General features: G+C 70.8%; 24 protein-coding genes and 1 riboswitch. Of the genes, 13 read left to right on the forward strand and 11 right to left on the reverse strand.

What is annotated here, in order from left to right:
* The first annotated feature begins 4 nt into the window (after positions 1-4).
* Complete coding sequence (locus ABFX50_RS33910; RefSeq protein ID WP_346152222.1) at positions 5-1,333, forward strand: TrpB-like pyridoxal phosphate-dependent enzyme; 1,329 nt, start codon at positions 5-7, stop codon at positions 1,331-1,333.
* Here ABFX50_RS33910 and ABFX50_RS33915 read toward each other — a convergent pair.
* The gene (locus ABFX50_RS33915; protein WP_346152224.1) at positions 1,311-2,531 is read right to left on the reverse strand and encodes an FAD-dependent oxidoreductase; all 1,221 of its coding nucleotides are present in this window, start codon (positions 2,529-2,531) and stop codon (positions 1,311-1,313) included. The two genes, ABFX50_RS33910 and ABFX50_RS33915, sit on opposite strands and share 23 nt — an antisense overlap.
* Before the next feature lie 63 nt (positions 2,532-2,594).
* Here ABFX50_RS33915 and ABFX50_RS33920 point away from each other — a divergent pair, with 63 nt between their 5' ends.
* Positions 2,595-3,185 carry a TetR/AcrR family transcriptional regulator gene (locus ABFX50_RS33920; RefSeq protein WP_346152226.1) on the forward strand — a complete coding sequence of 197 codons (591 nt, stop codon included), beginning with the start codon at positions 2,595-2,597 and terminating at the stop codon, positions 3,183-3,185.
* Between the two features lie 38 nt (positions 3,186-3,223).
* Positions 3,224-4,522, forward strand: a complete 1,299-nt coding sequence (locus tag ABFX50_RS33925; RefSeq protein WP_346152228.1) for a dihydrolipoyl dehydrogenase family protein — start codon at positions 3,224-3,226, stop codon at positions 4,520-4,522.
* On the opposite strand, the gene ABFX50_RS33930 is transcribed toward ABFX50_RS33925, so the two are convergent.
* Both ABFX50_RS33930 and ABFX50_RS51485 read right to left on the reverse strand, forming a co-directional pair.
* Positions 4,449-5,525 carry an AI-2E family transporter gene (locus ABFX50_RS33930; protein WP_346152229.1) on the reverse strand — a complete coding sequence of 359 codons (1,077 nt, stop codon included), beginning with the start codon at positions 5,523-5,525 and terminating at the stop codon, positions 4,449-4,451. The genes ABFX50_RS33925 and ABFX50_RS33930 overlap by 74 nt on opposite strands.
* Before the next feature lie 156 nt (positions 5,526-5,681).
* Complete coding sequence (locus ABFX50_RS51485; RefSeq protein WP_376773285.1) at positions 5,682-5,759, reverse strand: 50S ribosomal protein bL37; 78 nt, start codon at positions 5,757-5,759, stop codon at positions 5,682-5,684.
* A 135-nt stretch (positions 5,760-5,894) separates the two neighbouring features.
* On the opposite strand from ABFX50_RS51485, the gene ABFX50_RS33935 reads away from it, so the two are divergent.
* The 3 genes from ABFX50_RS33935 to ABFX50_RS33945 all read left to right on the forward strand — a co-directional run bounded on the left by ABFX50_RS33935 (position 5,895) and on the right by ABFX50_RS33945 (position 8,895).
* Positions 5,895-6,674 carry a DeoR/GlpR family DNA-binding transcription regulator gene (locus ABFX50_RS33935; RefSeq protein ID WP_183647508.1) on the forward strand — a complete coding sequence of 260 codons (780 nt, stop codon included), beginning with the start codon at positions 5,895-5,897 and terminating at the stop codon, positions 6,672-6,674.
* Positions 6,671-7,732: a galactose-1-phosphate uridylyltransferase gene (galT, locus tag ABFX50_RS33940; protein WP_346152231.1), complete on the forward strand. Its 1,062-nt coding sequence runs from the start codon at positions 6,671-6,673 to the stop codon at positions 7,730-7,732. Before ABFX50_RS33935 ends, galT begins: the two co-directional genes overlap by 4 nt.
* Positions 7,733-7,799: 67 nt before the next feature.
* Positions 7,800-7,938, forward strand: a riboswitch (cyclic di-AMP (ydaO/yuaA leader).
* A gap of 75 nt (positions 7,939-8,013) precedes the next feature.
* Positions 8,014-8,895: a VldE C-terminal domain-containing protein gene (locus ABFX50_RS33945; protein ID WP_346152233.1), complete on the forward strand. Its 882-nt coding sequence runs from the start codon at positions 8,014-8,016 to the stop codon at positions 8,893-8,895.
* Positions 8,896-9,050: 155 nt separating this feature from the next.
* Here the strand turns inward: ABFX50_RS33945 and ABFX50_RS33950 are convergent, their stop codons facing one another.
* On the reverse strand, positions 9,051-9,860 hold the full coding sequence (locus ABFX50_RS33950) for an alpha/beta fold hydrolase (RefSeq protein WP_346152235.1): 810 nt from the start codon (positions 9,858-9,860) through the stop codon (positions 9,051-9,053).
* A 355-nt stretch (positions 9,861-10,215) separates the two neighbouring features.
* Here ABFX50_RS33950 and ABFX50_RS33955 point away from each other — a divergent pair, with 355 nt between their 5' ends.
* Positions 10,216-11,430 (forward strand): cytochrome P450 family protein, encoded by a 1,215-nt coding sequence (locus tag ABFX50_RS33955; RefSeq protein ID WP_346152237.1) that lies wholly within the window; start codon positions 10,216-10,218, stop codon positions 11,428-11,430.
* A 27-nt stretch (positions 11,431-11,457) separates the two neighbouring features.
* On the opposite strand, the gene ABFX50_RS33960 is transcribed toward ABFX50_RS33955, so the two are convergent.
* The gene (locus ABFX50_RS33960) at positions 11,458-11,793 is read right to left on the reverse strand and encodes an MmcQ/YjbR family DNA-binding protein (protein ID WP_346152239.1); all 336 of its coding nucleotides are present in this window, start codon (positions 11,791-11,793) and stop codon (positions 11,458-11,460) included.
* An 11-nt stretch (positions 11,794-11,804) separates the two neighbouring features.
* On the opposite strand from ABFX50_RS33960, the gene ABFX50_RS33965 reads away from it, so the two are divergent.
* Positions 11,805-12,311, forward strand: coding sequence for a DinB family protein (locus tag ABFX50_RS33965; RefSeq protein ID WP_346152241.1), 507 nt, complete (start codon positions 11,805-11,807; stop codon positions 12,309-12,311).
* Between the two features lie 3 nt (positions 12,312-12,314).
* Here ABFX50_RS33965 and ABFX50_RS33970 read toward each other — a convergent pair whose 3' ends face one another.
* Complete coding sequence (locus ABFX50_RS33970; RefSeq protein WP_346152243.1) at positions 12,315-13,622, reverse strand: M50 family metallopeptidase; 1,308 nt, start codon at positions 13,620-13,622, stop codon at positions 12,315-12,317.
* A 140-nt stretch (positions 13,623-13,762) separates the two neighbouring features.
* On the opposite strand from ABFX50_RS33970, the gene ABFX50_RS33975 reads away from it, so the two are divergent.
* On the forward strand, positions 13,763-14,371 hold the full coding sequence (locus tag ABFX50_RS33975) for a response regulator transcription factor (protein WP_312895545.1): 609 nt from the start codon (positions 13,763-13,765) through the stop codon (positions 14,369-14,371).
* Between the two features lie 108 nt (positions 14,372-14,479).
* On the opposite strand, the gene lanKC is transcribed toward ABFX50_RS33975, so the two are convergent.
* Together lanKC and ABFX50_RS33985 are read right to left on the reverse strand one after the other, a co-directional pair.
* Positions 14,480-17,008 carry a class III lanthionine synthetase LanKC gene (gene lanKC / locus ABFX50_RS33980; RefSeq protein ID WP_346152245.1) on the reverse strand — a complete coding sequence of 843 codons (2,529 nt, stop codon included), beginning with the start codon at positions 17,006-17,008 and terminating at the stop codon, positions 14,480-14,482.
* A gap of 69 nt (positions 17,009-17,077) precedes the next feature.
* Positions 17,078-18,193: a PP2C family protein-serine/threonine phosphatase gene (locus tag ABFX50_RS33985; protein ID WP_183647527.1), complete on the reverse strand. Its 1,116-nt coding sequence runs from the start codon at positions 18,191-18,193 to the stop codon at positions 17,078-17,080.
* 118 nt (positions 18,194-18,311) lie between these two features.
* Between ABFX50_RS33985 and ABFX50_RS33990 the strand changes: the two genes are divergently transcribed.
* Positions 18,312-19,538, forward strand: a complete 1,227-nt coding sequence (locus ABFX50_RS33990) for a GNAT family N-acetyltransferase (protein ID WP_346152247.1) — start codon at positions 18,312-18,314, stop codon at positions 19,536-19,538.
* Positions 19,539-19,649: 111 nt separating this feature from the next.
* The gene (locus ABFX50_RS33995; protein WP_346152249.1) at positions 19,650-19,862 is read left to right on the forward strand and encodes a hypothetical protein; all 213 of its coding nucleotides are present in this window, start codon (positions 19,650-19,652) and stop codon (positions 19,860-19,862) included.
* 82 nt (positions 19,863-19,944) lie between these two features.
* On the opposite strand, the gene ABFX50_RS34000 is transcribed toward ABFX50_RS33995, so the two are convergent.
* Positions 19,945-20,412, reverse strand: a complete 468-nt coding sequence (locus ABFX50_RS34000; protein WP_346152250.1) for a ribose-5-phosphate isomerase — start codon at positions 20,410-20,412, stop codon at positions 19,945-19,947.
* Positions 20,413-20,512: 100 nt separating this feature from the next.
* Between ABFX50_RS34000 and def the strand changes: the two genes are divergently transcribed.
* Positions 20,513-21,001 (forward strand): peptide deformylase, encoded by a 489-nt coding sequence (gene def / locus ABFX50_RS34005; protein ID WP_346152252.1) that lies wholly within the window; start codon positions 20,513-20,515, stop codon positions 20,999-21,001.
* Positions 21,002-21,061: 60 nt separating this feature from the next.
* On the opposite strand, the gene ABFX50_RS34010 is transcribed toward def, so the two are convergent.
* Both ABFX50_RS34010 and ABFX50_RS34015 read right to left on the reverse strand, forming a co-directional pair.
* Positions 21,062-22,465, reverse strand: a complete 1,404-nt coding sequence (locus tag ABFX50_RS34010; protein ID WP_346152254.1) for an aldehyde dehydrogenase family protein — start codon at positions 22,463-22,465, stop codon at positions 21,062-21,064.
* Positions 22,466-22,666: 201 nt separating this feature from the next.
* On the reverse strand, positions 22,667-23,287 hold the full coding sequence (locus ABFX50_RS34015; RefSeq protein ID WP_183647543.1) for a mycothiol-dependent nitroreductase Rv2466c family protein: 621 nt from the start codon (positions 23,285-23,287) through the stop codon (positions 22,667-22,669).
* Positions 23,288-23,427: 140 nt separating this feature from the next.
* Here ABFX50_RS34015 and pepN point away from each other — a divergent pair, with 140 nt between their 5' ends.
* Entirely contained in the window at positions 23,428-25,989 is a 2,562-nt protein-coding gene (pepN, locus tag ABFX50_RS34020; RefSeq protein WP_346152257.1) for an aminopeptidase N, read from the forward strand.
* Positions 25,990-26,079 lie beyond the last annotated feature (90 nt).

Consider the following 26,079-nt stretch of genomic DNA (forward strand, 5'->3'; position numbering starts at 1 on the left):
ATCGATGACACCGAGTCACTGGTACAACATCGTTCCCGACCTGCCCGCCCCTCCCCCGCCACCGCTGCATCCCGGCACGATGCGGCCGGTCGGACCTGACGATCTCGCGCCGCTGTTCCCCGCGGAGCTGATCGCGCAGGAGGTCAGCGGCGACAGGTTCGTCGAGATCCCGCAGGAGGTGCTCGACGTCTACCGGCTCTGGCGGCCGACGCCGCTGATGCGGGCGCGCCGCTTGGAGAAGGCGCTCGGCACCCCCGCCCGCATCTACTACAAGTACGAGGGCGTCTCGCCCGCGGGCTCGCACAAGCCCAACACCGCGGTGCCGCAGGCCTACTACAACGCCAGACAGGGCGTGCGCCGTCTCACCACCGAGACGGGAGCGGGCCAGTGGGGCTCCGCGCTGGCCTTCGCCTGCGCGCAGTACGACCTGGAGTGCGAGGTCTGGATGGTGCGGGCCTCCTACGACCAGAAGCCCTACCGGCGCTCACTGATGAGGCTGTACGGCGCGACGGTGCACGCCAGCCCTTCCTCCGTGACGAGCGCGGGCAGCAAGGTGCTGGCCGAGGAGCCAGGCTCCCCCGGCAGCCTGGGCATCGCGATCAGCGAGGCGGTGGAGGTCGCGGGCGCCTCGGACGACACCCGCTACGCGCTCGGCTCGGTGCTCAACCACGTCCTGATGCACCAGACGGTCATCGGCGAGGAGGCGCTGGAGCAGCTGCCCGAGATGCCTGACGTCGTCATCGGCTGCACGGGCGGCGGCTCGAACTTCGCGGGGCTGGTCTTCCCGTTCCTGAGGGAGAAGCTGGCCGGGCGGATCTCGCCGGTGCTGCGGGCGGTGGAGCCCGAGGCGTGCCCCTCCTTCACCAGGGGCGTCTACGCCTACGACTTCGGTGACACGGCGGGGTTCACGCCGCTGCTGAAGATGCACACCCTCGGCCACGACTTCGTCCCCGACCCGATCCACGCGGGCGGCCTGCGCTACCACGGGATGTCGCCCCTGCTGTCGCACATGTACGAGCTGGGGATGTTCGAGGCGGTCGCCGCGTCACAGAAGGAGTGCTTCCAGGCGGGGGTGAGGTTCGCCCGCGCCGAGGGCATCGTGCCGGCTCCCGAGCCGACGCACGCGCTGGCCGAGACGATCGCCGAGGCGCTGCGCTGCAGGGAGAGCGGGCAGGAGAAGGTCATCCTGACCGCGCTGTGCGGGCACGGCCACTTCGACCTGGCCGCCTACGACCGCTTCCTGGGCGGCGAGATGGAGGACTTCTCGCTGCCCGAGGAGCGGATCTCGGCGGCGCTGTCGACGCTGCCTGTCATCCGAACGCCTTCGCCCTGAGGCTGGGCACCCGCTGGGCGGTGCGCAGGAAGGTCTTGAAGCCGAGCCTGGCCACCGCGTTCTCGCCGACGAACTGCTCGGCGGCCTGGAGGGAGTCGCGGACGGCGGCGAATCCGTACTCACGCATCCTGCGCTCGTAGCCGCCGATGGCCGCCACGGGGTCGCCGCCCGCCGTCAGGGCCTGGCACAGCAGCCTGGCGTCGCGCAGGGCGGTGTTGGCGCCGATCCCGCGCATCGGCGTCATGCTGTGGATGGCGTCGCCCAGCAGGGTGATGGTGGTGGGCTCCCACGGCTCGATCGGGATCGAGGTGCGGATGGGCAGCAGCGACACGGTGTCGGGGTGCGACAGCTCGACGAGCTTCTTCAGGTCGGGGTGCCAGCTGTGGATGAGGCCGACGACGGTTCGCTGGAGTCGCTCACCGCTCAGGTCGGCGAGGCCGGAGGGGAAGCGTCGTCTGGCGGCGCCGAAGGCCCACAGGATGTAGCTGCCGGTGTCGTCCATGAGGGAGGTCGTCTCGCCGGTGTCCCCCAGGTCGTGCGGGGCGGTGAACAGGCCCATTCCCCTGGGCGGCAGGATGGTGTTCGGTCCCTCGCTCAGCCTGGCGTCGATGAGCTTCCTCGTCCGCGCGGTGAGCGGGAACCTGCCCGCGACGGTGGTGATGCCGGTGTCGACCCGCCGGGCGTGCGGGAGGTACTGCCGCCTGACCCGTGAGTTGCCGCCGTCGGCCGCCACCACGATGTCGGCCGTGGCGCTCGTCCCGTCCTCGAAGAACAGCCTGGTGCCCTCGCCGTCGCGCTCGTAGCGCTCGAAGGCGCTGCCGAAGTGGACCACGTCTCCGAGCTCCGACAGCAGGATGTCCCTGAGCGTGATGCGGCTGACCGAGTGGTGGTCGTCGGCCGGGTCGGCCGCCAGGGGCGTCTTGAGCACGAGCAGCCGTCCGAGCTGCTCGGTGAGGAAGCCGAAGTCCTGGCCGCCCCTGCCCGTGGTCTCGAGGAAGGTCCGCCACAGGCGCGGGGGCAGGCAGTCGTGCAGGGCCCGCGCGCCGTCGGGGTCGATGTGCACCCGGTAGCCCTGGAGCCGGTCCTGGGGGGTGCGGTCCCTTTCGAAGACCGTGACGTCCATGCCCGCCTTGCGCAGGCCGTGGGCCAGGCAGAGGCCACCGATCCCGCCGCCGATGATCGCGATGTGAGTTCTCATGCCCCGACTATCAACCATACGGATAATTGTGTCAACCATACGGATGGATGATAGTTTTCCCGCATGCGGAGAGAGCCTGAGGACAAGCAGCGCGACGCCGAGCGCACCAAACAGCGGATCGTCCAGGCGGCGGTGGAGGAGTTCGCCGCCAAGGGCTTCGCAGGCGCCAGGGTGAGCGCCATCGCGGACAGGGCGGGGGTCAACAAGCAACTGATCTCCTACTACTTCGGCGGCAAGGAGGGTCTCTACCGCGAGCTGACGAGCCAGTGGCAGAGCACCGAGAGCGGGTTCGCCGATCCCTCCCTGTCCCTGGGCGAGCTGGTCGCCGGGTACGTGCGCGCCAACGCCGCCAACCCCGCCTTCGGCAAGCTGCTGGTGTGGGAGGGGCTGCGCGAAGGCGAGCCCGCCCAGGAGTTCGTCGCCGACATGCGGCGCAACGTCGAGGCCCTGCGCGAGCGGCAGCGGCTCGGCGAGCTCCCCCCTTCGCTCGAGCCTGAGGCGGTGCTCGTGGCGCTGTTCGCGATGGCCGCGGCGGGGGTGGCCTTCCCGCAGATCGTCAGGGCGGTCTACGGCGAGGACCCCGCCTCCCCCGAGTTCGCCGAGCGCTACGCCGCCCAGGTCGAGGCGCTGCTGGGCGCGCTCGCCGCAGGGTGAGAAGGAGGGCGTCCCACCCCTGCGGTTAGCGTGGGTGGATGGATGTCGATGTGATCGTGCTGGGCATGGGCCCAGGAGGCGAGGACGTCGCGGGCCGGCTGGCCGAGGCGGGGCTGCGGGTGGCGGGCGTCGAGGCGAACCTCGTCGGCGGGGAGTGCCCTTACTGGGGCTGCATCCCCTCCAAGATGATGCTCCACGCGGCCGACCAGGTGGAGAAGGGCGCTCTGCCGCCCGACTGGGGGCCGCTCGCGCGCAGGATCCGCGAGGAGGCGACCGACGACTGGAACGACAAGGTCGCCGCCGACCGCTTCACGGGCAAGGGCGGCCACCTGGTCAGAGGCCATGGGCGCATCACGGGGGCCGGCGAGGTCACCGTGGGCGATCAGGTGATCAGGGCCTCGAGGGGGATCGTGATCGCCTCGGGGTCGCAGCCGGCCGTACCGCCCATCGACGGGCTCGAGGGCACGCCGTACTGGACCAACCACCAGGCGATCGAGACCGAGACGGTCCCCGAGTCGCTGATCGTGCTGGGCGGCGGCGCCGTCGGCGTGGAGCTCGCGCAGGTCTTCTCCAGGTTCGGCGCCAGGGTGACGGTGCTGGAGGGCCTCGACAGGCTGGTCGCGATCGAGGAGCCCGAGGCGGGCGAGCTGATCGCCAAGGCCTTCGCCGACGAGGGCATCGACGTGCGCACCGGGGTGAAGGTCTCGCGGGTGACGTACGGGGAGGACGGCTTCACCCTCGCGGGCGTGACGGCGCGCAGGCTGTTGGTGGCCACGGGCCGCAGGGTCGACCTGAAGGCGCTCGGGGTGGCGGCGATCGGGCTCGACGAGAGCGCGAGGGCGATCCCCGTGGACGGCAGGATGCGGGCCGCCGAGGACGTGTGGGCGCTCGGCGACGCGGTCGGCAAGGGCGCGTTCACGCACATGTCGATGTACCACGCCGACATCATCGTCAAGGAGATCCTCGGCGAGCCCGCTTACGAGGCGGAGTACCACGCGGTGCCGAGGGTGACGTTCACCGATCCCGAGGTCGGCGCGGTGGGCCTGACCGAGGCGCAGGCCAGGGAGAAGGGGCTCGACGTCTGTGTGGGCTTCACCGACCTGGCCGAGTCCACGCGGGGCTGGATCGCCCAGGCGCGCGGCTTCGTCAAGCTGGTGGCCGCCGACGGGGTGCTGGTCGGCGCGACCAGCGCGGGGCCCTCGGGCGGCGAGGTGCTGAGCATGCTGACGCTGGCCGTTCACGAGCGCGTCCCTGTGCGGCGGCTCAACCAGATGATCTACGCGTACCCGACGTTCCACCGCGCGGTGTCGGCGGCTCTTGCCGATCTTGACCGCTGACGAGCGGGATCGCCCAGCGGGTGCCAGGGTCCGCGTCGATGAGCAGGGCCCTGGCCAGCGCGGTGAGCGGCACGGCGAGCACGGCGCCGAGCGCGCCGAGCACGACCGACCAGATCAGCAGCGACAGGATGGTGATCGTGGTCGACAGGCCGGCCGACTGGCCCGCGTACTTCGGCTGGATCACCGACTGGATGACGAAGTTGAGCACGCTGTAGACCGCGATCACCCAGGTCATCGTGACCCAGCCCGAGTCGAGCAGGGCCAGCAGCGCGGGCGGCACCAGGCCCAGGACGAACCCGATGTTGGGGATGTAGTTGGTGATGAAGGCCAGCAGCCCCCACAGCAGCGGCAGCGGCACCCCGAGCAGCAACAGCGCGCCCGCGTCGAGCACGGCCACGATCAGACCGAAGACGGTGGAGACCACCAGGTAGCGGCAGGTGCCTCCGGTGAAGTCCCGCAGCGCCCGCACCAGGTGCGGCCTGGTCGCCTCCAGAGCGTTCACGGCCGACTGGATCGGGCCCGCGTCCAGGCTCATGCCGTACAGCAGCAGCAGGATGAGCACGAACGCCGAGCCGACGCTCAGCAGGCTGGACAGGAAGCCCTGCACGATCGGCAGCAGCTGACTGGGGTCGAGCGAGCCGAGCACCGCGTTGACCTCGGCCGAGGTGATGCCGTGCGCGCGGAGCCACCTGGTCGCGGAGGCGGCGAGCGCGGTGTACTCGTCGGAGTAGGTGGGCAGCAGCACGGCCAGCTGCGCGACGGAGACGACCAGCGCCGCCACGAACGCGATCATTCCCAGCAGCACGACGGTCAGCGGCACGGCCACCAGCGCCCAGCCCGGCGCGCCGCGACGCCTCATCCATGAGCGCAGCGGGCTGACGGCGATCGTCAGCGTGAGTGCCAGGAAGGCGGGACCGGCGACCGAGCTGAAGCGTTCGAGTCCGACCAGGACGATCATCGCGGCCGCCAGGCCGATGAGGACCCGGAGTCCGCGCGACATCATGCGTCACACTATGACCAGCTTCCCCAGGTGAAGGCGGGTCAACGCGCCGGTGCGGCCCCGCCCCTCGCGGGGCGGGGCGACAATTCTCGCCTCGGCCCTTTCGCCGGCCCGCGGGAGGGATGAACATCGGGTACGAGCCGTACCCGATGTCACGCCTCAGCGAGCGTTGGGACGCTTGCCGTGGTTGGCCGCCTTCTTCTTGCGGGCCTTGGTCTTGCGAGCGCGCTTGGCCATGGCTTACCTCCTCCCGTGTAAGGCTCCAACCTCTCGCGGAGGCGGCTCGCCGGACAAGGGGTTTGGACGATTCCACTCCCCATGTTTCAACATATATGTGTCATAATTTGGTGGAATCTGTTTGAAGGAGGGCTCATGCTCGCACCACAGCGGCAGCAGGCGATCCTGGAGCGCGTCCGTCGCAGCGGCGGGGTCCGGGTGGCCGACCTCGTGCGCGAGCTCGGCGTCTCCGACATGACGATCCGCAGGGACCTGGAGGCGCTCGCCGAGCGCGGGCTGCTGGAGAAGGTCCACGGCGGGGCGACCATCAACGGCCCAGGCTCGACGGAGGAGCCCGGCTTCGCCGCCAAGTCGGTGCGCCAGCAGGCGGAGAAGGACGCCATCGCCCGCAGGGCCGCCGCGCTGGTTCGCCCGGGCACCGCCGTGGCGCTGTCGGCGGGCACGACCACCTGGGCCCTGGCCCACCTGCTGGTGGACGTGGACGAGCTGACCGTCATCACCAACTCGATCCCGGTGGCCGACGTCTTCCACCGCAGCCCCCGAGCCGACCGCACGGTGGTGCTGACCGGCGGCGTCCGCACCCCTTCCGACGCGCTCGTGGGGCCCGTCGCGGTGGCGGCGATCAGGCGGCTGCACGTCGACACGCTCTTCCTCGGCGTTCACGGGATGAGCGTGAACGCGGGGTTCACCACGCCGAACCTGCTGGAGTCGGAGACCGACAGGGAGCTGGTCGCCTCGGCGCACCGCCTGGTCGTCCCCGCCGACCACACCAAGTGGGGCACGGTCGGCATCAGCACGATCGCGGAGCTGTCGGAGGCCGACGTCGTCATCAGCGACGCCGGCCTGCCCGAGGCCGCGCGCAGAGAGCTGGCCGAGAGGGCCGGAGAACTGATCATCGCGGAGGACACGAAGTGAAGCGCACCATCGCGCACATGGCCGACGGCCGAGAGCTGATCTACTTCGACCGGCGCGACGACGCCGATCGCAGCGCGATCGACCAGCGCGAGCTGCCGCCCAGGCCCGTGGCCTCCGAGCTGCGTTACGACCCTCTCACCGAGGAGTGGGTGGCGATGGCGGGCCACCGCCAGACCCGCACCTTCCTGCCGCCGGCCGACGAGTGCCCGCTGTGCCCCTCGGCGCCGGGCAGGTCGACGGAGATCCCCGCCTCCTCCTACGACGTGGTGGTCTTCGAGAACCGCTTCCCCAGCTTCTCCACCCACCTCGGCAGCTACGCCGACGCAGGCGGCCTCAGCGAGGTGCGTCCGGGTGTGGGCCGCTGCGAGGTGGTCTGCTTCACCTCCGATCACGCCTCCTCCTTCTCCATGCTCTCCGACGACCAGGTCGAGCTCGTCATGGAGGCGTGGGCCGACCGTACGGCGGAGCTGTCGGAGATCTCCGGCGTCGAGCAGGTCTTCTGCTTCGAGAACAGGGGCGCGGAGATCGGCATCACGCTGGCCCACCCGCACGGCCAGATCTACGCCTACCCCTACGTCACCCCTCGCACCCGCCAGCACCTGGCCGCCGCCGCCAAGCGTCCAGGCCTGTTCGCCGGCGTGCTGGCCGCGGAGCGGGCCGGCGAGCGCGTGGTCGCCGCCAACGAACACTGGACGGCGTTCGTGCCCGCCGCCGCGCGCTACCCCTTCGAGGTGCATCTCTACCCGCACCGCCAGGTGCCCGATCTGGCCGCCCTCTCCCAGGAGGAGCGGGCCGCGTTCGGCCCCGTCTACACCAGGGTGCTCAGGGCGCTCGACGGGCTGTTCGGCGTGGTCATGCCGTATGTCGCCGCCTGGCACCAGGCACCCGTACGGCAGGGCCGCGACCTGGCCTACCTTCACATGGAGCTGTTCAGCATCCGCAGGGCGCCGGGCAAGCTGAAGTACCTGGCGGGCTCGGAGTCGGCGATGGGCGCGTTCGTCAACGACGTGCTGCCCGAGGAGGCCGCGCGGCTACTTCGATCACAGGTAGATCACTAATTGGTTTCCGCTTGGAGTCGCATTACCGGCGTTTTACTACTAATATCCCTCTGACATCGGCTTTCACAGCCGTTGCACGCCTAATCCCGGGCAAGTCGCCCGGGAGCCGGGGACCCATGCACCTGGGGTGAATCCACGTTCCGTGGTAGGGCCACATCTCCCGCCCGAACCCGTCAGCTAACCCGGTCGGCAGACGGAGAGGATCATTCGTGGCGTCCCCCACGTCTCGTTTCGCCTGCGGCGCCATTGCCGCGCTTTCCCTCGTTCTCGGCTCCGCCTCTGTGTCCTCGGCTGCCCCCAAGCCGTCGGAGAAGCAGCTGAGGGCCGAGCTGAAGAAGCTCAACACCAAGGTCGACAAGCTCATCGAGAGCTACAACGCCAAGCGGGTCGCGCTGGCCGAGGCGGAGAAGGCCGCCGCGGCGGCCAAGGAGCGTCTGGCCGCCGCCGAGCAGACACTCGCCAAGGCGGAGAGCGTCGCCTCGCAGATCACCGAGATGCGATATCAGGCCAACACCCCCGATCTGCCCGCTCTGGTGTACTCCCCCGACCTGAACAGCGCCGCGCTGCTGGAGCAGTTGAGCGTCGAGCAGGACGCCGTCGTGAAGAACGTCGCAGCCGCCCGCGACGAAAGGCAGAAGGCCGCCACCGAGGCCACGGCCCTTGCCACCCAGATCGACGAGCAGGCCGACCAGGTCGCCGACGATCGGAAGGAGGCGGAGGGCATGATCGACGACATCGAGAAGAAGCTCCAGAACCTCGTTCCGACCGGCCCTGGCCGCAAGTCCGACGGCAGCTGGGCGCCCGAGCTGCCCTCGGGGGCCGACAACATCACCCCCCGCACGCGGCTCATGCGCGACGAGATCAAGAAGGCCTTCAGCCTGCCGTACGAGGTGGGGTGTTACCGGGTCGACAACAGCGGAGAGCACCCGCTGGGTCGCGCCTGCGACTTCATGATGAGTTCGGGAGGCAGCTCTCCCACCGGCGCCAACCAGGCGCTCGGCGACCAGATCGCGGCCTGGGCGCTGAAGAACCAGAGCCGGCTCGGCGTGAAGTACGTCATCTGGCGGCAGCGCATCAACAGCGGCAGCGGCTGGCGCTCGATGTCCGACAGGGGCAGCACCACCGCCAACCACTACGACCACGTGCACATCTCCATGCAGTGAAAACGGCGAGGGTTGTCAGCTGATGTTCTGACTCCCCTGGGCGACCTCTCGCATCTGGTGTCTCGCACCGGGTGCGAGGAGGTTCGCCGTCTCGTCGCCGACGCCGGGCCGGTCTGGCACAGCTGCGCACCTGGGTCCTGTTTCCGACGGCGCCCTCAGCCGCGCCCGTCGACCTCTCGCCAGAAGGCGTCGACGCGGGCGTTGAACTCGTCAGGGACCTCCTGGAAGGGCTGGTGGGCCTCCCCCTGCAGCACCTCGAACACGGCGCCCGAGATCGCCTCCGCGACCTCGCGCCCCAGACTTGGAGGGGTCGCCCTGTCCACCTCTCCGGCCAGGACGAGTGTCGGCACGGCGATCTCCCGCAGGCGGTCGAGTGTCTCGTGCGTCTCGAACGCCTCGAGCTGGCGTTGGAAGGCCTCGACCGACTGCTGATGCGGGAAGGCCAGCGCCTCCTCGATCATCCGCTCCACGGTGCCGTCGGCATGGGCGCGCGGCGTGTAGACCCACAGGAAGAACGCCTCCAGCATGGCCCGAGGGCTCGGGGCGGCCTCCACCATCCAGCGCCAGAAGCCGGTCATGGCGCGGAAGTAGGCGTCGGAGCGTGCGAAGGTGCTCATGAGGACCAGGCTGCGAACCAGACCCGGATGGCGCAGCGCCAGCTCCTGCGCGATGAGGCTGCCGCCCGAGAAACCCGCCACGTGGGCGGCGGGGACATCGAGCGCGCGCAGCAGCGCGGCGGCGTCGTCGGCCATCAGCGGCACCGACAGCCGCCCCTGGGGCAGCGGCGTGCGTCCCGCCCCGCGGTTGTCGAAGGCGATGAGCCGGTAGCGGTCGGCCAACCCGTCGAGCTGGGCCTGCCACGCCTCGGCTGGATCGCTCAGCCCGGCGATCAGGAGGACGTCGGGGCCCCGGCCGTGGCGCTCGACCCACATCCGGGTGCCGTTGACATCGATCGCCTCGCCCACGGTCTGCCCCCTCCGCGTGGCCCCGAACACCGCTCGCCCACGGCCAGGACCGACGGGCCCCGCCCTCTGTCTTCAGGCTCTCACCTGCACGAACACTAACATTCACGGGTCAGGGCTCTCGGCGGCCCTGGTGAACACCGCCTCGTCGCCGGCCGCCCCCGCCTTCTCCTGTCAAGCCGGTCGGCCGGCTCGGCGTCCAGCGCCCCGGTGCCGCGGCAGAGGCGCTCGCCGGCGCCGCCGCTCCATGCCGCGCCGACGGCCCTCCTTGCCCTGCGGAACCCTCGGGCGTACGTTTGACTCGATGACCAGATCCTCCTTACGGTCACGAGAGGCGACGATGGACACCGTCAACCTGATGGATCCCGCACTGATGGCCGACCCCTTCAGGGGCTTCTCACGAATCAGGGAGGAGGCGCCCATCGCGCGCGCCTGCTTCCCCGGTCAGGACACACCCGTCTGGCTGGTCACCCGGTACGACGACGTCAAGACCGTGCTGGGCGAGCACCGCTTCGTCAACAATCCGGCCTCCATTCCCGGCGGCGACATCCCCGACCTGCGCGAGAAGCTCATGAAGGCGCGCGGGATCCCCGACGACTACGTCGTCTACCTCACCGACGGCATCCTCGACCTCGACGGCGATGACCACCTCAGGCTGCGCAGACTCGTCTCGCGGGCCTTCACCGCCAGGCGCGTCATGGAGATGCGTCCGCGGGTCGAGGAGATCAGTGGCAGGCTGCTGGACGCGCTGCCGGGCGACCGCGTCGTGGACCTGGTCGAGGAGTACGCCTACCCGCTGCCGATCACGGTCATCTGCGAGCTCGTCGGCATCCCCGAGAGCGACCGCCCGCTGTGGCGAGAGTGGGGCGCGAAGATGGTGTCCCTGTCACCTGGCGCCATGGCCGAACCCGTGATCAGCATGGTCGACTACATCCACGACCTGATCCCCCGCCGCCGCGCCGCGCCCGCCGACGACCTGCTCACCGGGCTGATCAAAGCGCACGACGACGACGGCGACCGCTTCACCGACACCGAGCTGATCACGATGGTGCTCACGCTCGTCCTGGCTGGACACGAGACCACCGCCCACCTGATCGGCAACGGCACCGCGGCCCTGCTCACCCACCCCGACCAGCTGGCCATGCTGCGCGCGCGGCCCGAGCTCATGCCGCGCGCCGTCCACGAGCTCATGCGCTGGTGCGGGCCGGTGCAGGGCACCAGGGTCCGCTACGCGGCCGAGGACGTGGAGCTCGGTGGCATGACGGTGAAGCGGGGCGAGGCCGTGATGGCCGTACTGGTCTCGGCCAACCACGACCCTCGCCGCTTCGAGCGCCCCGACCGGCTCGACCTCACCCGCGAGGAGGACGGCAGGCGCGAGGTCCACGTCGGCTTCGGGCACGGCCTGCACTACTGCCTCGGCGCGGCACTCGCCAGGCAGGAGGGCGAGGTGGCCTTCGCCGGGCTGCTCTCACGCTTCCCGAAGCTGCGCCTCGCCGTCGCACCCGAGGAGCTCGAACGGCAGCTCATGCCCGCCTCGTGGCGGCTCGCGAGCCTTCCCGTAGTCCTGCGCTGACGGAGGACGGAGGTCGTGAGAGGCGCGTCAGGGCGCGCCGTACCTGACGAACCTGTAGGCGTCGGCGACCAGCTCGCCGATCTCCGCCCAGTCGACCGGCACGTCGAGATAGACCCCGAGCCACCCTCTGTGCCCCACGTACGGCGGACGGAAGAAGCGCGTGGGATCCTCCGCCACCAGCGCCTCCTGCGTTCCCGGCGCAGCCGCGCACCAGAAGGCGAGCCTGTCGTCGTGGTGGTGGTCGGCGAACATCACGAAGGTCTTCCTGCCCTTGACGAACCAGGTCGGCTCGCCGTGGCTGAGCCGCTCGGTCGCCTCGGGCTGCGCCAGGCACAGTCGGCGCAGCTCTTCCAGAGGGTCCATAATCACACGCTATGACAGACCCGCGGATCGATCCGCCCTTCATCGCCGGTGAGCGAGAGATGCTCGAGGCGTGGCTCGACTGGCACCGCGAGACACTCGCGGTCAAGTGCGCGGGCCTGAGCGACGAGCAACTACGCGAGCGGTCCGCGCCGCCGTCGACGCTGTCGCTGCTCGGCCTGGTGCGGCACCTGGCCGACGTGGAGCGCGCCTGGTTCCGCGGGATCCTGATGGGACAGGAGGCGCCGCCGCGCTACAAGAGCGAGGAAAGGCCCGACGACCAGTTCGAGGCCGTCGCCACGACGACCGCCGAGGAGGCGTTCGCCGCCTGGCGGACCGAGGTCGCCAACGCCCGCGAGGTGTCGGCGGATCTGTCCCTCGACACGATCGGCAAGGGGCTGCGCCACGGCAGCGAGGTGTCGCTGCGCTGGATCATGGTGCACATGATCGAGGAGTACGCCCGCCACAACGGCCATGCCGACCTGCTGCGCGAGCGGATCGACGGGGTCAGGGGTGACTGACCCTCAGCCCGAGAGCCTGATCGGGTTGACCAGGTCGGCGTAGACGAGCAGGCCGGCCATCACGATCATGACCATGGCCAGGGCGTAGGTCAGCGGGAGCACCTTGGCGATGTCGACGTAGCTCGGCTCGGGGCGGCGCATGACGCGAGCGTAGGCGCGCTTGAGCCCTTCCCACAGGCCGCCCGCGATGTGCCCGCCGTCTAGCGGGAGCAGCGGGATCAGGTTGAACATGCCGATCGCCAGGTTGAACCCGGCCAGCAGGTTCAGGAAGATCATGATCTTCTCGCGGTCGGACAGCGCCTCGGAGGCGAGGATCTCCCCGCCCATCCTGCCCGCGCCCACGACGCCGACGGGCCCTTCCCTGTCGCGCTCGTGCCCGGAGAAGGCGGCGTTCCACACGCCGACCATCTTCTGCGGCAGGTTGAGCATCGACTGGGCGACGCGGCCCGTCAGGTCGCCCATGTAGCCCACGACGGCGCCCAGGCTCTGGGTCTCGTAGACCTCGGTGGGGCCGACGCCGAGGAAGCCGACGTTCTTCTCGATGCGCTTGGGATCGTCGATGGCGGGACGGTCCTGGGAGATCAGCGTGACGTCGAGCGTCATCGGCTTGCCGTCGCGGACGATGCCGATCTTGACGGGGCCGGCGCCGTGCGACCTGATCTTCTTGGTCGTGTCGTCCCACGAGGTGATCTTCGCCCCGTTGAAGGTGACGAGCTGGTCGCCGACCTTCATCCCCGCCTTGGCAGCGGGGGTGGGCGGGTCGGTGGGCTTGCAGGGGCGGATCGGCTGGTTGGCCGGGATCACGCAGGTGGCGGTCAGCGGCGAGACGATCGGCTTGGGCGTGGGCAGGCCGAAGCCCATCAGCAGGACGGCGAACAGGATGAACGCCAGCACGAGGTTCATCAGCGGGCCGCCGGACATGATGATGACCTTCTGCCACCACTTCTTACGGTAGAAGACGCGGTCCTCGTCGCCCGGCCGCACCTCCTCCTGCGCCACGTCGCGCGCGGTGTCGATCAGACCCTGGAACGGTCCGGTGGAGGCACGCCGCAGCTTGGCCGGATCATCGCCGGGACGGGGCGGCAGCATGCCGATCATCCGGATGTAGCCACCGAACGGGATCCACTTGATCCCGTACTCCGTCTCGCCCTTCCTCTTGGACCACATGGTGCCGCCGAAGCCGACCATGTACTGCGTCACCCTGACGCCGAACAGCTTGGCGGGCACGAGGTGGCCGATCTCGTGCAGCGCGATGGAGGCCATCAGCCCCAGCACGAAGACGACGATCCCCGCGATGTAGAGCCAACTCATCTGTGCGCGCTCCAGGGCAGTGGTGAAGGTCCGACAAGGCCAGAGTAGTCGAACAATCAGATGCGGAACGGCTTGCGTGTCCTTTGCCCAGTGAGGAGACTGCGTTGACAGTGCGCAGTCACCCGATCACCCTAGGAGATGTGTTGCTTCGGATCCTGGTCGCCGAGCACCTGCCGCTGGTACGGCGGGGCCTGGTCGCCTCGCTCGCCGCTGAGGCCGATCTCGAGGTCGTCGCCGACGTCGGCCACGGCCAGGAGGTCGGCGTCGCGGCCATGGAGCACGAGCCCGACGCCGCCGTCATCGACCTCGACCTGCCCGACCTCGGCGGGCTGAACGCCGCCGCCCGCCTGCGTGAGGCGGCGCCGGGGTGCAGGGTGCTGATCCTGTCCGCGCAGCCCAACCCCGGTCAGGTGCGCAGGGCGTTCGAGGCGCACGCGGTGGGCTTCATGAGCCTCGAGGTGGCGCCGGAAAGCCTGGCCGAGGGCCTGCGGGCGATGGGCGCGGGCGGCAGGGCCGTCGACTCGGAGCTGGCGCTGGCGGCGCTGGAGTCGGCAGCCAATCCGCTGACGCCGCGCGAGCGCGACGTGCTGCGCGTCGCGGCGGGCGGCGCCCGCTCCACGGAGATCGCCGGCGAGCTGTTCCTGTCGGTCGGCACGGTCCGCAACCACCTGTCGCGCATCATGTGCAAGACCGGCGCGCGCAACCGCATCGACGCGGTGCGCATCGCCAGCGACTCGGGCTGGCTGTAGGGGCCGTCCAGCCCGCCTGCCCGCCGATCTCGCGGCGAGCAGGCGGTCTGACTCGGCCGAGCCCCGGTGGAACCGCGCCGCTCCTCCGGGACCCGGGCTCTTGGGGGGTCAGCAGGGGGTCTCGCTCCCCAGTCCCTGCTGGTCGAGCAGTGTCAGGTGGGACTGCGCGCCCGCGGCCGACGAGCGCATGAACGGCAGCGCCACGGGCTCGTCGTGCAGCGCGGCGGCCACCGCGAACAGCACGCCTGCCGTACCTGTGGCCAGGTCCATCGACAGGCGCAGCAGCCGCTCGCCGGGGAAGGCGAGATGGGCCTGGTAGCGCACCGCGTGGCAGCCGAGCCCGCGCAGCTGCGTCTCGATCTCGGGATCGTCGCCGCGCTCCCTGGCCAGGTAGGCGAGCAGTCCCGCCCGTCCGGTGAACAGGCCTGGCTGGAAGGAGAACGGCGCGCGGGCCGCCCTGTCGAGGGCGCCGTGCGCGAGCAGCAGGTCGTCGTCGTGGCGCCATCTGAGGTATTCGGCCAGCACCCAGGCCAGGCCCGCGCCTCCCGTGGCGAGGTGTGGCGAGGGGTCTCCCTGCGCCGCCCTGCGGCCGAGGTCCTGCCGCAGGGCGGCCTCGGCCAGGTCGAGCAGGCCAGGCTCGCCCGTGCGCTCGTGCATGCGCAGCAGGAACAGGGCGGGGCCCGCCGAGCCGTACATCAGGCCGGTGCGAGCGGCCGAGGGAGCGGGCTGCCTGCCGCTCAGCCGCGTGGCGACCAGGTCGGCGACGTCGTAGGCGCGCAGCAGCAGCTGCGACTCGCCGGTGAGGTCGGCCAGGTGGGCGAGGTTGAGCCCGATGCCTGCCAGCCCGCCGTGCAGGTCGAGGCCGAGCGACTCCCACCGCCGTCTGGAGGCGAGTTGCACCAGGTCGAGGGCGTCGGCCTGCCTGCCGAGGCGGGCCAGCGCGTGGGCGATGCCGTGCAGGCCGTCGTAGAAGCCGAGCCTGGCGCCCTCGGGCGGGCGCATGGCCCGCTCGAGCAGCCAGCGCTCGTGCTCGGGGAAGCGGCCCGAGCCCGCGGCCTCGAGGGCGAGCAGCACGCCGGCCGCGCCGTGGGCGAGGTTGAGCCCTCCGGTGGCGAACTGGGCGATGTCGCCGGGGAAGAGCCTGTCGTTGCGCTCGGGTGTGGCCGAGGACAGGATCGCCATCGTCATCGACCTGCGCAGCCGCTGCCAGCGCTCGGGGTCGGGCAGGGTGGCGGAGTACCAGGCGGGGATGTGCGCGCCGGGAACGCGTTTGGCGCGCCGTACGCCGGTGATGGTGCGCACCGCCTCGTCGAGGAAGGCGTGGGGGACGGGGTAGGACTCGCGGATGAGGTCGGCCAGCTCGGCCGCCTTGAACCGGTCGATGCGCAGCAGCTCGGTCACCGGCAGGAAGAGCGCGAGGCGCAGGCGGGCCGCAGCGTGGTGGTCGACGTCGGCCCCCGTGACGCCGTCGGGGACGGCGAAGGCGCCGCCGCCCGCCTCCTCCAGGGGCGCGCACCGCTCGTAGCCGACGAGCGCGACGCCGCCGTCGGGCCTGACGATGACGTTGCCGGGGTGGAGGTCGCCGAAGACCAGTCCGCGCGCGTGGACGGCGGCCACGGCCGCCTCCACCTTCGCGCACAGCTCGAGCGCCCACGCGGTGTGGTCGGCGGCGCCGCGGCCCCGCCTGCCGAGCCTGTCGAGCGGGGTGCCCTGGATGTGCTCCAGCACCAGGAAGCGATGCTCGCCGACGGTGTGCTCGGCCAGCAGGGCGGGGACCGCGTCGAGGCCGGCGAGCCTGGTCAGCGCCTCGCGCTCGCGCTCGAGCCTGGTCACCGCGTCGGCGCCGTCGGCGTCGAGCCCCGCGTGGGGCCTGGCCTCCTTGATGACCACCCGCGTGCCGGTGCGCGCGTCGCGGGCCAGGTGGACGCCGCCCCCGCCGGTCAGGCGCAGAGCGGCCTCGACGGTGTACGGCAGGCGGTCGAGCGCGACGGCCCGCCCCGCCTCCAGGTGGGGGGTGAGGAAGGCGGGCAGCCGTACCCATGCGGGGGTGGCGAACACCGGGCCGTGCCACTCGGGCACCAGCCTGCCGTCGAGGTCGGCGATGGCGGGTTCGAGCCTGCCGTCGGGCCCCGCGCAGTGGCGCTCGGCGAAGGCGCCGTAGCGGACGTGCAGCGGGCCGCCGCCGATGCGCAGGCCGCCGGGGAGGGAGGGACAGGGCCGGCCGTCGAGGAGCGCGCCGAGGTCGGTGAGCGCCCGCTCCAGCCTGGTCTCGTCGGCGGGGTAGAGCGTGGCGAGCTCGCCGCCCGGTCTCCTGCCCGCGTGCTTGGCGTTGCGCAGGTGGAGGACGTGCTCGCCACGCAGGAACGTGAAGGCCAGGCCGGTCCGCACGCAGTAGGACCACACCGTGTCCATCACGAGGGCCGCGTCGCCGGGGCGGGCGGAGACCTGGATCTTCCAGCCCTGCTCGGGCAGCCCCGCCTCGACGGGGCGCAGGGCCACCAGCTCACCCTGTTCGGTCCGTGCCCAGCCGGTGGGCGCGGGCCTGCTGGCGTGGACGAAGTCGGCCGCGCCGTCGATCACCGGTGAGTCGTAGAACAGGGGATCGACGAGGCAGTAGAGCTCATACCTGTTGTCCACGCCTTGAGAATCTCAAGCCTGATCCACCGCCAGACAGTGACTCAGCTCACGATCTGGTCGTGTCATTCGTCATGGTCGCCAGATGAGCACGAGCGCGCAGTCATCGTTGTGACCCGAGGCCATCGAGTTGACCAGGGCTCTGGCCCCGTCGCGGAAGCCTTTGGGAAGCAGCCTGTCGGCCTCGCCCAGCAGCCTGTCGAGCCCCGCGTCGATGTCGCGGCCCGGCTGCTCGATCAGGCCGTCGGTGTAGAGCAGGAGCGCGTCGCCCTTGCGCAGCACCCCGCTGTCGGGCTCGCAGTGCAGGTCGGGCACCACGCCGAGGACCACGCCCTTGGCCGAGGCGATCTCCCAGTTGCCGGTGCCCGCGTCGAGCTTCACCACGGGCGGGTGCCCGGCCGAGGTGATCGTGTACTCGCCCGTGGCCAGGTCGAGGCGGAGGTGGACGGCGGTGACGAAGCCCTCGTCGCCGCGCTGGCGGTGGAGGTAGGCGTTGGAGGCCTGCAGGAAGTCGTCGACCGAGCCGAGCAGCCCGCCGAACGTGCCCGACAGCAGCAGCGCCCTGGTGCCCGCGTCGACGCCCTTGCCGGAGACGTCGACCAGCGCCAGCTCCACCTGGTCGCCGTCGCGCATGGAGACCAGGAAGTCGCCGCCGAAGGAGGAGCCGCCCGCCTGCTTGAGCACGACCTTGGCGCCCCAGTCCTTGGGCAGCGGGGGCAGCTCGCTCTGGCTCTTGAGCCTGTCGCGCAGCTCCAGCAGCATCGCGTCGCCGCGCAGCCCCTGCACGCCCAGCTTGCCGCGGGTGCGCGCCATGAGCGCGGCCAGGACCGCGGTGAAGCCGATGGTGACCATGAGGCCGAGACCGATCCTGTGGACCCCGAGGACCGCTCCAACGTAGGCGAGAGAGGCCAGGACGCACATGAGCAGGACTGCGAGGCTGCGCAGCCGCAGCTGCAGCCCGCCGACGAGGGTGACGAGGATGAGCAGCGAGGGGGAGAACCACTCGGTGGACACCCGCGCCGCCAGCGCGCCGATCAGCAGGGTCAGCACGCCCAGGGTGATCAGCAGGTTGCGGTCTCTGGCCAGCGGCCCTCGCCGCAGGAATCTGACAACGGGCACCAGACCCGGCACCTTGACGAGCAGCGCTCGGAGCCGTGGCGGGATGAGCGGCGCCGGACGTGACTTCATGATGCGCTCGACTGTATCGGTCTCTCCTCGATTTGGGCAGCCCACTTGACCAACGCCTTGATCATTAGGGACGGATATTGGGTGGCCCTCCCCCTTTGCCCGCTCCTACGGTGGACGGATGAGCTATCCGATCCGCCCCATCTCGGAAGACGAGTGGTCCTCCTTCAGCGGCGTGCTCGCCGAGGGCTTCAACTGGACCCCCCACCCGGCCCAGTCCGAGCGGTGGAAGGCCAACACCGAGTTCGACAGGACGCTCGCCGCCTTCGACGGAGACGTCATCGCCGGGGTCACCGGCATCCACAGCTTCACGATGACCGTGCCGGGCGGGCAGCTGCCCGTGGCGGGTGTGACCGCGGTCAGCGTCCTTCCCTCCCACCGCCGCCGCGGCATCCTCTCCCAGCTCATGCGCCGTCAGCTGGCCGACGTGTGCGAGCGCGGCGAGGCCGTGGCCGCGCTCTACGCCTCGGAAGCCGTCATCTACGGCAGGTACGGCTACGGCAGGGCCTCTGACGGGCTGTCCCTGCGCATCCCCAAGCACGGCTCGGCCTTCGTCGCGGGCGCGCCCTCGGACCCGGCGCTGAGGATCACTGTGGCCAAGCCCGCCGAGGTCAGGGCCACGCTGGAGAGCGTCTACGAGTCGATCCTGGCCGAGCGGCCGGGCCAGTACCGGCGCAACGAGCACCTCTGGACGGCCGTCCTGGCCGACGAGGAGTTCGACCAGGACGGCGCGGGCGCCCTGCGGTGCGTGCTGGCCGAGGACTCCGACAGGGTGCGCGGCTACGCGCTGTTCAGGGTCAAGTCCCTGTGGGGCGACAACGGGCAGCCCGACGGCGAGCTGCTGCTGCGCGAGCTCTACGCGACGGACCCCGCGGCCCAGGCGCTGCTGTGGCAGTCGGTGCTCAACCGCGACCTGGTCAGCAGGGTCAGGGCCACGCGCCCCGTGGACGACCCGATCACGCAGTGGCTGACCGACGTCCGCCACCTCAACGCCTCGTGGGGCGACGAGCTGTGGGTACGCCTGGTCTCGGTGGACGCGGCGCTGAGCTCCCGCGCCTACTCCGCGCCTGTGGACGTGGTGCTGGAGGTGGCCGACGACGTGTGCCCGTGGAACGCCGGCCGCTGGCGCCTGACCGCCGACACCACCTCGGCCTCGTGCAAGCCGACCGACGAGGCGCCCGACGTGTCGCTGCCGGTGGCCGCGCTCGGCGGCGCGTACATGGGCGGGGGCTCGCTCGACGCGCAGCACGCCGCGGGGCTGCTGACCGAGCACAGCGCGGGCGCCGTGCGCGCGCTGGCCACCGCTCTGTCGTGGTCGCCCGCCCCTTGGGCGGGCCTCGTCTTCTGATCCCGTACGGCACGCCTGCCCGGCGCCTCCGCGGTCACGTGGTCCCCTCCACCGCGGGCGCGCCGCCCAGCAGGACTTCGCCTCCCGCCGTCACGGCGTACAGTCGAAGGCATGGCACTGCAGAGCTTGCAGATCACGGCGATCACCGCGATGCGGGCGAGAGACGTGTCGAAACCCTCGCAGGAGCAGCAGGACGCCGCCGACCGGCGGCCGCTGCGCGACGAGACCCCGCGCCGCGAGGCGAAGGCGCGGGAGGAGCACCCTCGAGGAGAGGGCCGTTCGGGCGAGGAGCGCCCCCGCAGGGGGTTCCGCCGCAGGTCGTGACCCACGGCGGCCGACATGTCGGCAGGCGGAGCGGACGGGCAGGACGGCCGGGCAGGGCGGGGACAGAGCGGCGGGCAGGGCGCTACGGCAGCGCGGGCAGCTGGCCGATGGTCTCGTAGGACGACAGCTGCGCGATGCGGCGGCTGTGGCGGGAAGCGCCGGAGAAGGCGGTGGTGAGGAAGACCTCGACGAACCTGGTCGCCTCCTCCTGGGTGTGCATGCGCGCGCCCACGCTCACGACGTTGGCGTTGTTGTGCTCGCGCGCCAGCTGCGCCGTCTCCTCGCTCCAGGCCAGGGCGGCGCGGATGCCGCGCACCTTGTTGGCGGCGATCTGCTCGCCGTTGCCCGAGCCGCCGATGACGATGCCGAGGCTGCCCGGGTCTCCCGCGACGCCCTCCGCCGCGCGCAGCACGAAGGCGGGGTAGTCGTCCTCGGCGTCGTAGACGAACGGACCGCAGTCGGTCACCTCGTGCCCGTGGTCCTTCAACCAGGTGGCAAGGTGGTTCTTCAGCTCATAGCCGGCATGGTCGGCACCGATGTAGACACGCACCCGTCCAGTCTCTCAGGTTCCGTGGGCGCGTTCGACGGCGGTCCCACGCTAGAGTAAGAGGCTGTTGACCTTCCCAGTCCTTACAGGAGAAGACGGCCCCATGCGCGAGATCCGGTACATCGGCGACCCAGTGCTGCGCACCCCCGCCGAGCCTGTCGTCGACTTCGACCGCGAGCTGCGCAAGCTGATCGACGAGATGTTCGAGGCGATGTACGCAGCAGAGGGCGTGGGGCTGGCCGGGCCGCAGATCGGCGTGTCACGCAGGCTGTTCGTCTACGACTGCAGCGGGCGCAAGGGCCACCTGATCAACCCGGTGCTCACCGTCGACGATCCCGAGGTGGTGCTGGACGAGGAGGGCTGCCTGTCGGTCCCAGGACGCGACACGGGCAGGCCGCTCTACGCGCCCACCCCCAGGGCGGCGGGCGTGCGCATCGAGGGCGTGGACAGGCTCGGCAGGACGGTGCGGCTGAGGGCCAGGGGCCTGCTGGCACGGTGCTTCCAGCACGAGAGCGACCACCTCGACGGCGCGCTCTACGTCGACCGCCTGCCCAAGAGCGAGGCCAGGAAGATTCTCCAGCGCACCCCGTAGACCGGTCGTGCGGGTCGCCGCCCTCAGCGGCCGGGGAGCCGCGGGACGAGCCTGCGGCGCTCAGAGCTGGAGGGACTTGATCTCGAAGTACTCCTCGAGACCGTGCTCGCCCAGCTCTCTGCCGATGCCCGAGTGCTTGTAGCCGCCGAAGGGCGCCTGCGGGTTGAACTGGCCTCCGTTGATCGAGACCTGCCCGGTGCGCAGCCGTCTCGCCACCGCGACCGCCCGTTCCTGCGTGCCGGCCCACACGGCGCCCGCCAGCCCGTAGCGGGTGCCGTCGGCGATCTGCACCGCCTGTTCCTCGCTGGTGTAGGGGATGATCGACAGGACCGGCCCGAAGATCTCCTCCTGCTCGATCGTCATGCCGGGCTCCACGCCCGCGAAGATCGTGGGCTCGATGAAGTAGCCGCGCTCTGTCGGAGGCTCGGTACCGCCGATGATGAGGCGCGCCCCCTCCTCCTGCCCGGTGTTGATGTAGCGGACCACCCTGTCGCGCTGCGCGGCCGAGACGAGCGGGCCCAGCCTGGTCGCCTCGTCGAAGGGGTCGCCGATGGTGTACTTGCGGGCCGCCTCGACCGCCATGCCGACCGCCTTGTCGTACTGGTCGCGGTGGACGATCATCCGCGACCAGGCCGAGCAGGTCTGGCCCGAGTTGACGAAGGCGTTGGCGACGCCCGCCTTCACCGCGCTCGCGAGGTCGGCGTCGGGCAGGATGAGGTTGGCCGACTTGCCGCCCAGCTCGAGCGCGACGCGCTTGACGCTCTCGGCGGCAAGGGCGGCGACGCGCCTGCCCGCCCTGGTCGAGCCGGTGAAGGAGACCATGTCGACCTCGGGGTGGGCGGCGAGCGCCTCGCCGACCACCGGCCCTGCCCCGCTGATCAGGTTGAACACGCCTCGCGGCAGGCCCACCTCGTGGAAGATCTCGGCCAGTTCGTAGGCGGCCAGCGGCGCGACCTCGCTGGGCTTGAGCACGACCGTGCACCCCGCGGCGAGCGCGGGAGCGACCTTGCAGATGATCTGGTGCAGCGGGTAGTTCCACGGCGTGATCGCGGCGACCACCCCCGCGGGCTCCTTCACCACGACGGAGTTGCCGACCCTGGCCTCGCGCGGGTAGGACTCGGCCAGCTGCGCGTAGGAGGCGAGCACCCCCGCGGGCATGAGCGTCTGCACCTTGAGCGCGAAGCCGTACGGCGCGCCCATGTCGGTCGCGATCGTCCTCGCGACGCTCTCGGCCCGCTCCTTCAGCAGGTCGGCGGCGGCGGCCAGCAGCTTGCTCCGCTCGGCGGGGGCCGTGGCGGCCCACGCGGGGAAGGCGGCGCGGGCGAACAGCACCGCCGCCTCTGCGTCATCGGGGGCTCCGGCAGGAACTCGGTCGATCGTCTCCTCGGTGGCCGGGTTGACGACGTCGATGCCCTCGCCCGAGACCGAGGCGGTCCACGCCCCGTTGATATAGAGATGACGCATGGTCCCCATCCTTGCGCGTCGAAGGTCACAAAGCGAGTGGCCGGCGCGTCACGCGGGGTGTCTGCGCCACGCCCGCCCCTCTGTCGCCTCCCCAAGAGGGTACGGCGAAGCGCCGCGGTTGGGGGGAGATGTCCGAGATCGCGGCCCAGGGGGCCATGGGGCCGACCGCCCCGGGGAGCCCAGGGCGATCGCCATGCGCTGTCAGTCGAAGACGGGGCGGCGGGTGCGCGAGCGCTTGAGCTCGAAGAAGTCGTCGAAGGCCGCCACGGTGCGCACGCCGTCCCAGAGACGGCCCGCGTCCTCTCCCCTGGGGATCCTGGTCAGGACGGGGCCGAAGAAGGCGACGCCCTCGACCTGGATCACCGGGGTGCCGACCTCCTGGCCGACCAGGTCGATGCCGCGCGTGTGCGACTCCCTGACGGCCTCGTCGTAGTCGGTGGAGTCCATGGCGTCGGCCAGCTCCCTGTCGAGGCCGGCGGCCACCAGGGCGTCGCCGATCGTGTCCCTGAGCGTGGGGCCCTCCTTGGGCCTGCCCTCGTTGTGGAAGCGGGTGCCGAGCTCGGTGTAGAGCGGGCCGACGACGTGCTCGCCGTACTTGTCGGCCGCCGCGGCGACGACCCGCACGGGGCCGATCGCGGCGGCCAGCATCTCGCGGTAGGAGTCGGGGATCTCCTTGTCCTCGTTGAGGACGGTCAAGCTCATGATGTGCCAGCGGGGTTCGATCTGGCGCACCTGCTCGACCTCCACCAACCAGCGCGAGGTGATCCAGGCGAAGGGACAGAAGGGGTCGAACCAGAGATCTACGGGGGTTCGTTCGGCCATGGGTGCGGTTCCCTCGTTCGTGATGACCTGCCCTGGCAATAACCTGGGCCCTCGGCCATAACCTGAGTGACAGTCAGGACTATTCCTGGCATGGCAGGATTCAGACAAAACCCCAATGATGTGGTGAAGAGGAGCGGATCTTGGCAGGCAACCTGACCCGTGACGAAGCTCGCGAGCGGGCCCGGCTGTTGAAGGTCGAGTCGTACGACGTCAAGCTCGACCTGACGGAGGGTGAGGAGCGGTTCGAGAGTGTCACGACCGTTCGCTTCTCCGCCGCGGAGCCCGGCGCGACGACGTTCATCGACCTGCACGGCGCGCACGTGCGCTCGGTGGAGCTGAACGGGGTCGCGCTCGACGTGGCCGCCTATGACGAGGACAAGGGCAGGTTCCCCCTGCCGGGGCTGGCGGCGGAGAACGAACTGGTCGTCGACGCCGACTGCGCCTACATGCGCACGGGCGAGGGCCTGCACAGGTTCGTCGACCCCGAGGACCAGAAGGTCTACCTGCACACGCAGTTCGAGACGGCCGACGCCCACCGGATGTACGCCTGTTTCGACCAGCCCGACCTGAAGGCGACCTTCGAGCTGACCGTGATCGCGCCGGCCGACTGGGAGGTCGTCTCCAACGCCGCCGCCGACGGGGTGGAGGAGCTGGCGGGCCACCAGGGCCGCCACGGCGTGGTGCAGGCGGCCAGGCGCCACCACTTCGCGCCCACCGCGCCCATCTCGACCTACATCACCGCGCTGGTGGCCGGCGGCTACCACAAGGTGACCTCCGAGCACGACGGCATCCCGCTGGGCATCTACTGCCGCGCCTCGCTGGCCGAGCACCTCGACGCCGACAACATCTTCGAGCTCACCCGCCAGGGCTTCGACTTCTTCCACAAGGTGTTCGGGGTCCGCTACCCGTTCGGCAAGTACGACCAGCTGTTCGTGCCGGAGTTCAACGCCGGCGCGATGGAGAACGCGGGCTGCGTGACCTTCCTGGAGGACTACGTCTTCCGCTCCAGGGTCACCGACGCCATCGTCGAGCGCCGCGCCGAGACCATCCTGCACGAGATGGCGCACATGTGGTTCGGCGACCTGGTCACCATGCGCTGGTGGGACGACCTGTGGCTGAACGAGTCGTTCGCCACCTACGCCTCCGTGCTGTGCCAGGCCGAGGCCACCCGCTGGGGCAAGGGCGCGTGGACCACGTTCGCGAACGTGGAGAAGGCGTGGGCCTACCGGCAGGACCAGCTGCCCTCCACCCACCCGATCGCCGCCGACATCCCCGACATGCAGGCGGTCGAGGTCAACTTCGACGGCATCACCTACGCCAAGGGCGCCTCGGTGCTCAAGCAGCTGGTGGCCTACGTCGGCCTGGACAACTTCCTGGCGGGCGTGCGCGACTACTTCAACGAGCACGCCTGGGGCAACACCGAGCTCAAGGACCTGCTCACCGCGCTGGAGCGCACCAGCGGCCGCGACCTGTCGTCCTGGTCGAAGGAGTGGCTGGAGACCTCGTGGGTCAACACGCTGCGCCCGTCCTTCACCGTCGACGCCGAGGGCCGCTTCGAAAGCTTCGAGGTGCTGCAGGAGGCTCCCGCCGAGTACCCGACGCTGCGTTCGCACCGCGTCGCCATCGGCCTGTACTCCCTGGCCGACGGCGCGCTGACCAGGACCAAGCGGGTCGAGCTCGACGTGGTGGGCGCCCGTACGGCCGTGGCCGAGCTGGTCAGCGAGACCCAGCCCGACCTCGTGCTGATCAACGACGACGACCTGACCTACGCGAAGGTCCGCCTGGACGAGCGCTCGCTCGCCACGCTGGTGGAAGGCGGCATCTCGCAGTTCACCGAGTCGCTGCCGCGCGCCCTGTCGTGGTCGGCGGCGTGGGACATGACCCGTGACGCCGAGATGGCCACCCGCGACTACGTGCAGCTGGTCATCTCCGGCATCGAGACCGTCAAGGACATCACGGTCGTGCAGACCGTGCTGCGCCAGGCGCGCCAGGCCGTGCAGCAGTACGCGGACCCCGCGTGGCGGGCCGAGGGCCTGGCCCAGCTGGCCGCCGCGCTGAAGTCGTGGATCGGCGCCGCCGAGGCGGGCTCGGACCACCAGCTCGCCTACGTCAACGCCTTCTGCGCGGTGGCCACCTCCCCCGAGGACCTGGCCTTCGTCAAGGGCATCCTCGACGGCGCCTCGGCGCCGGAGGGGCTGGCCGTCGACGCCGACCTGCGCTGGACGCTGACCCACGCGCTGGTCTCCGGCGGGGTGCTCGGCGCCGCCGACATCGACGCCGAGCTCAAGCGCGACGCGACCGCCTCGGGCGAGCGTTCAGCCGCGCTGTGCAGGGCCGCCATCCCCACCGCCGAGGCCAAGGCGGAGGCGTGGGCGGCGATCACCGGCGGCAAGCTGGCCAACGCCATCTTCCGCACGACGATCGCCGGGTTCCAGGACCCTCACCACGTCGATCTGCTCAGGCCGTACAAGGAGAAGTACTTCTCCGAGGTCGGGCGCGTCTACGAGGAGTGGACGTTCGACATGGCGCAGAGCTTCGCGGTGGGCTGCTTCCCCGCGCTGCTCATCGAGGAGGAGACGGTGCGGGCGGCCGAGGAGTATCTCGCGGCCTCCGGCGCCCCGCAGGCGCTGCGCAGGATGGTCCTGGAGGGCGCCGACGGCGTGAGCCGCGCGCTGCGCGCCCGCGCCAAGGACGCTTCCTGAGCTAGTTCGCGGCAAGGCCCCCACCCGGTTCCGGGTGGGGGCCTTGTTTGGTTTCAGGACGGTTTCGAACTCTTGACACCGAGACGGACG

The organism is Nonomuraea recticatena, assembly GCF_039533245.1.
GTDB classification, from domain to species: Bacteria; Actinomycetota; Actinomycetes; order Streptosporangiales; family Streptosporangiaceae; genus Nonomuraea; species Nonomuraea roseola.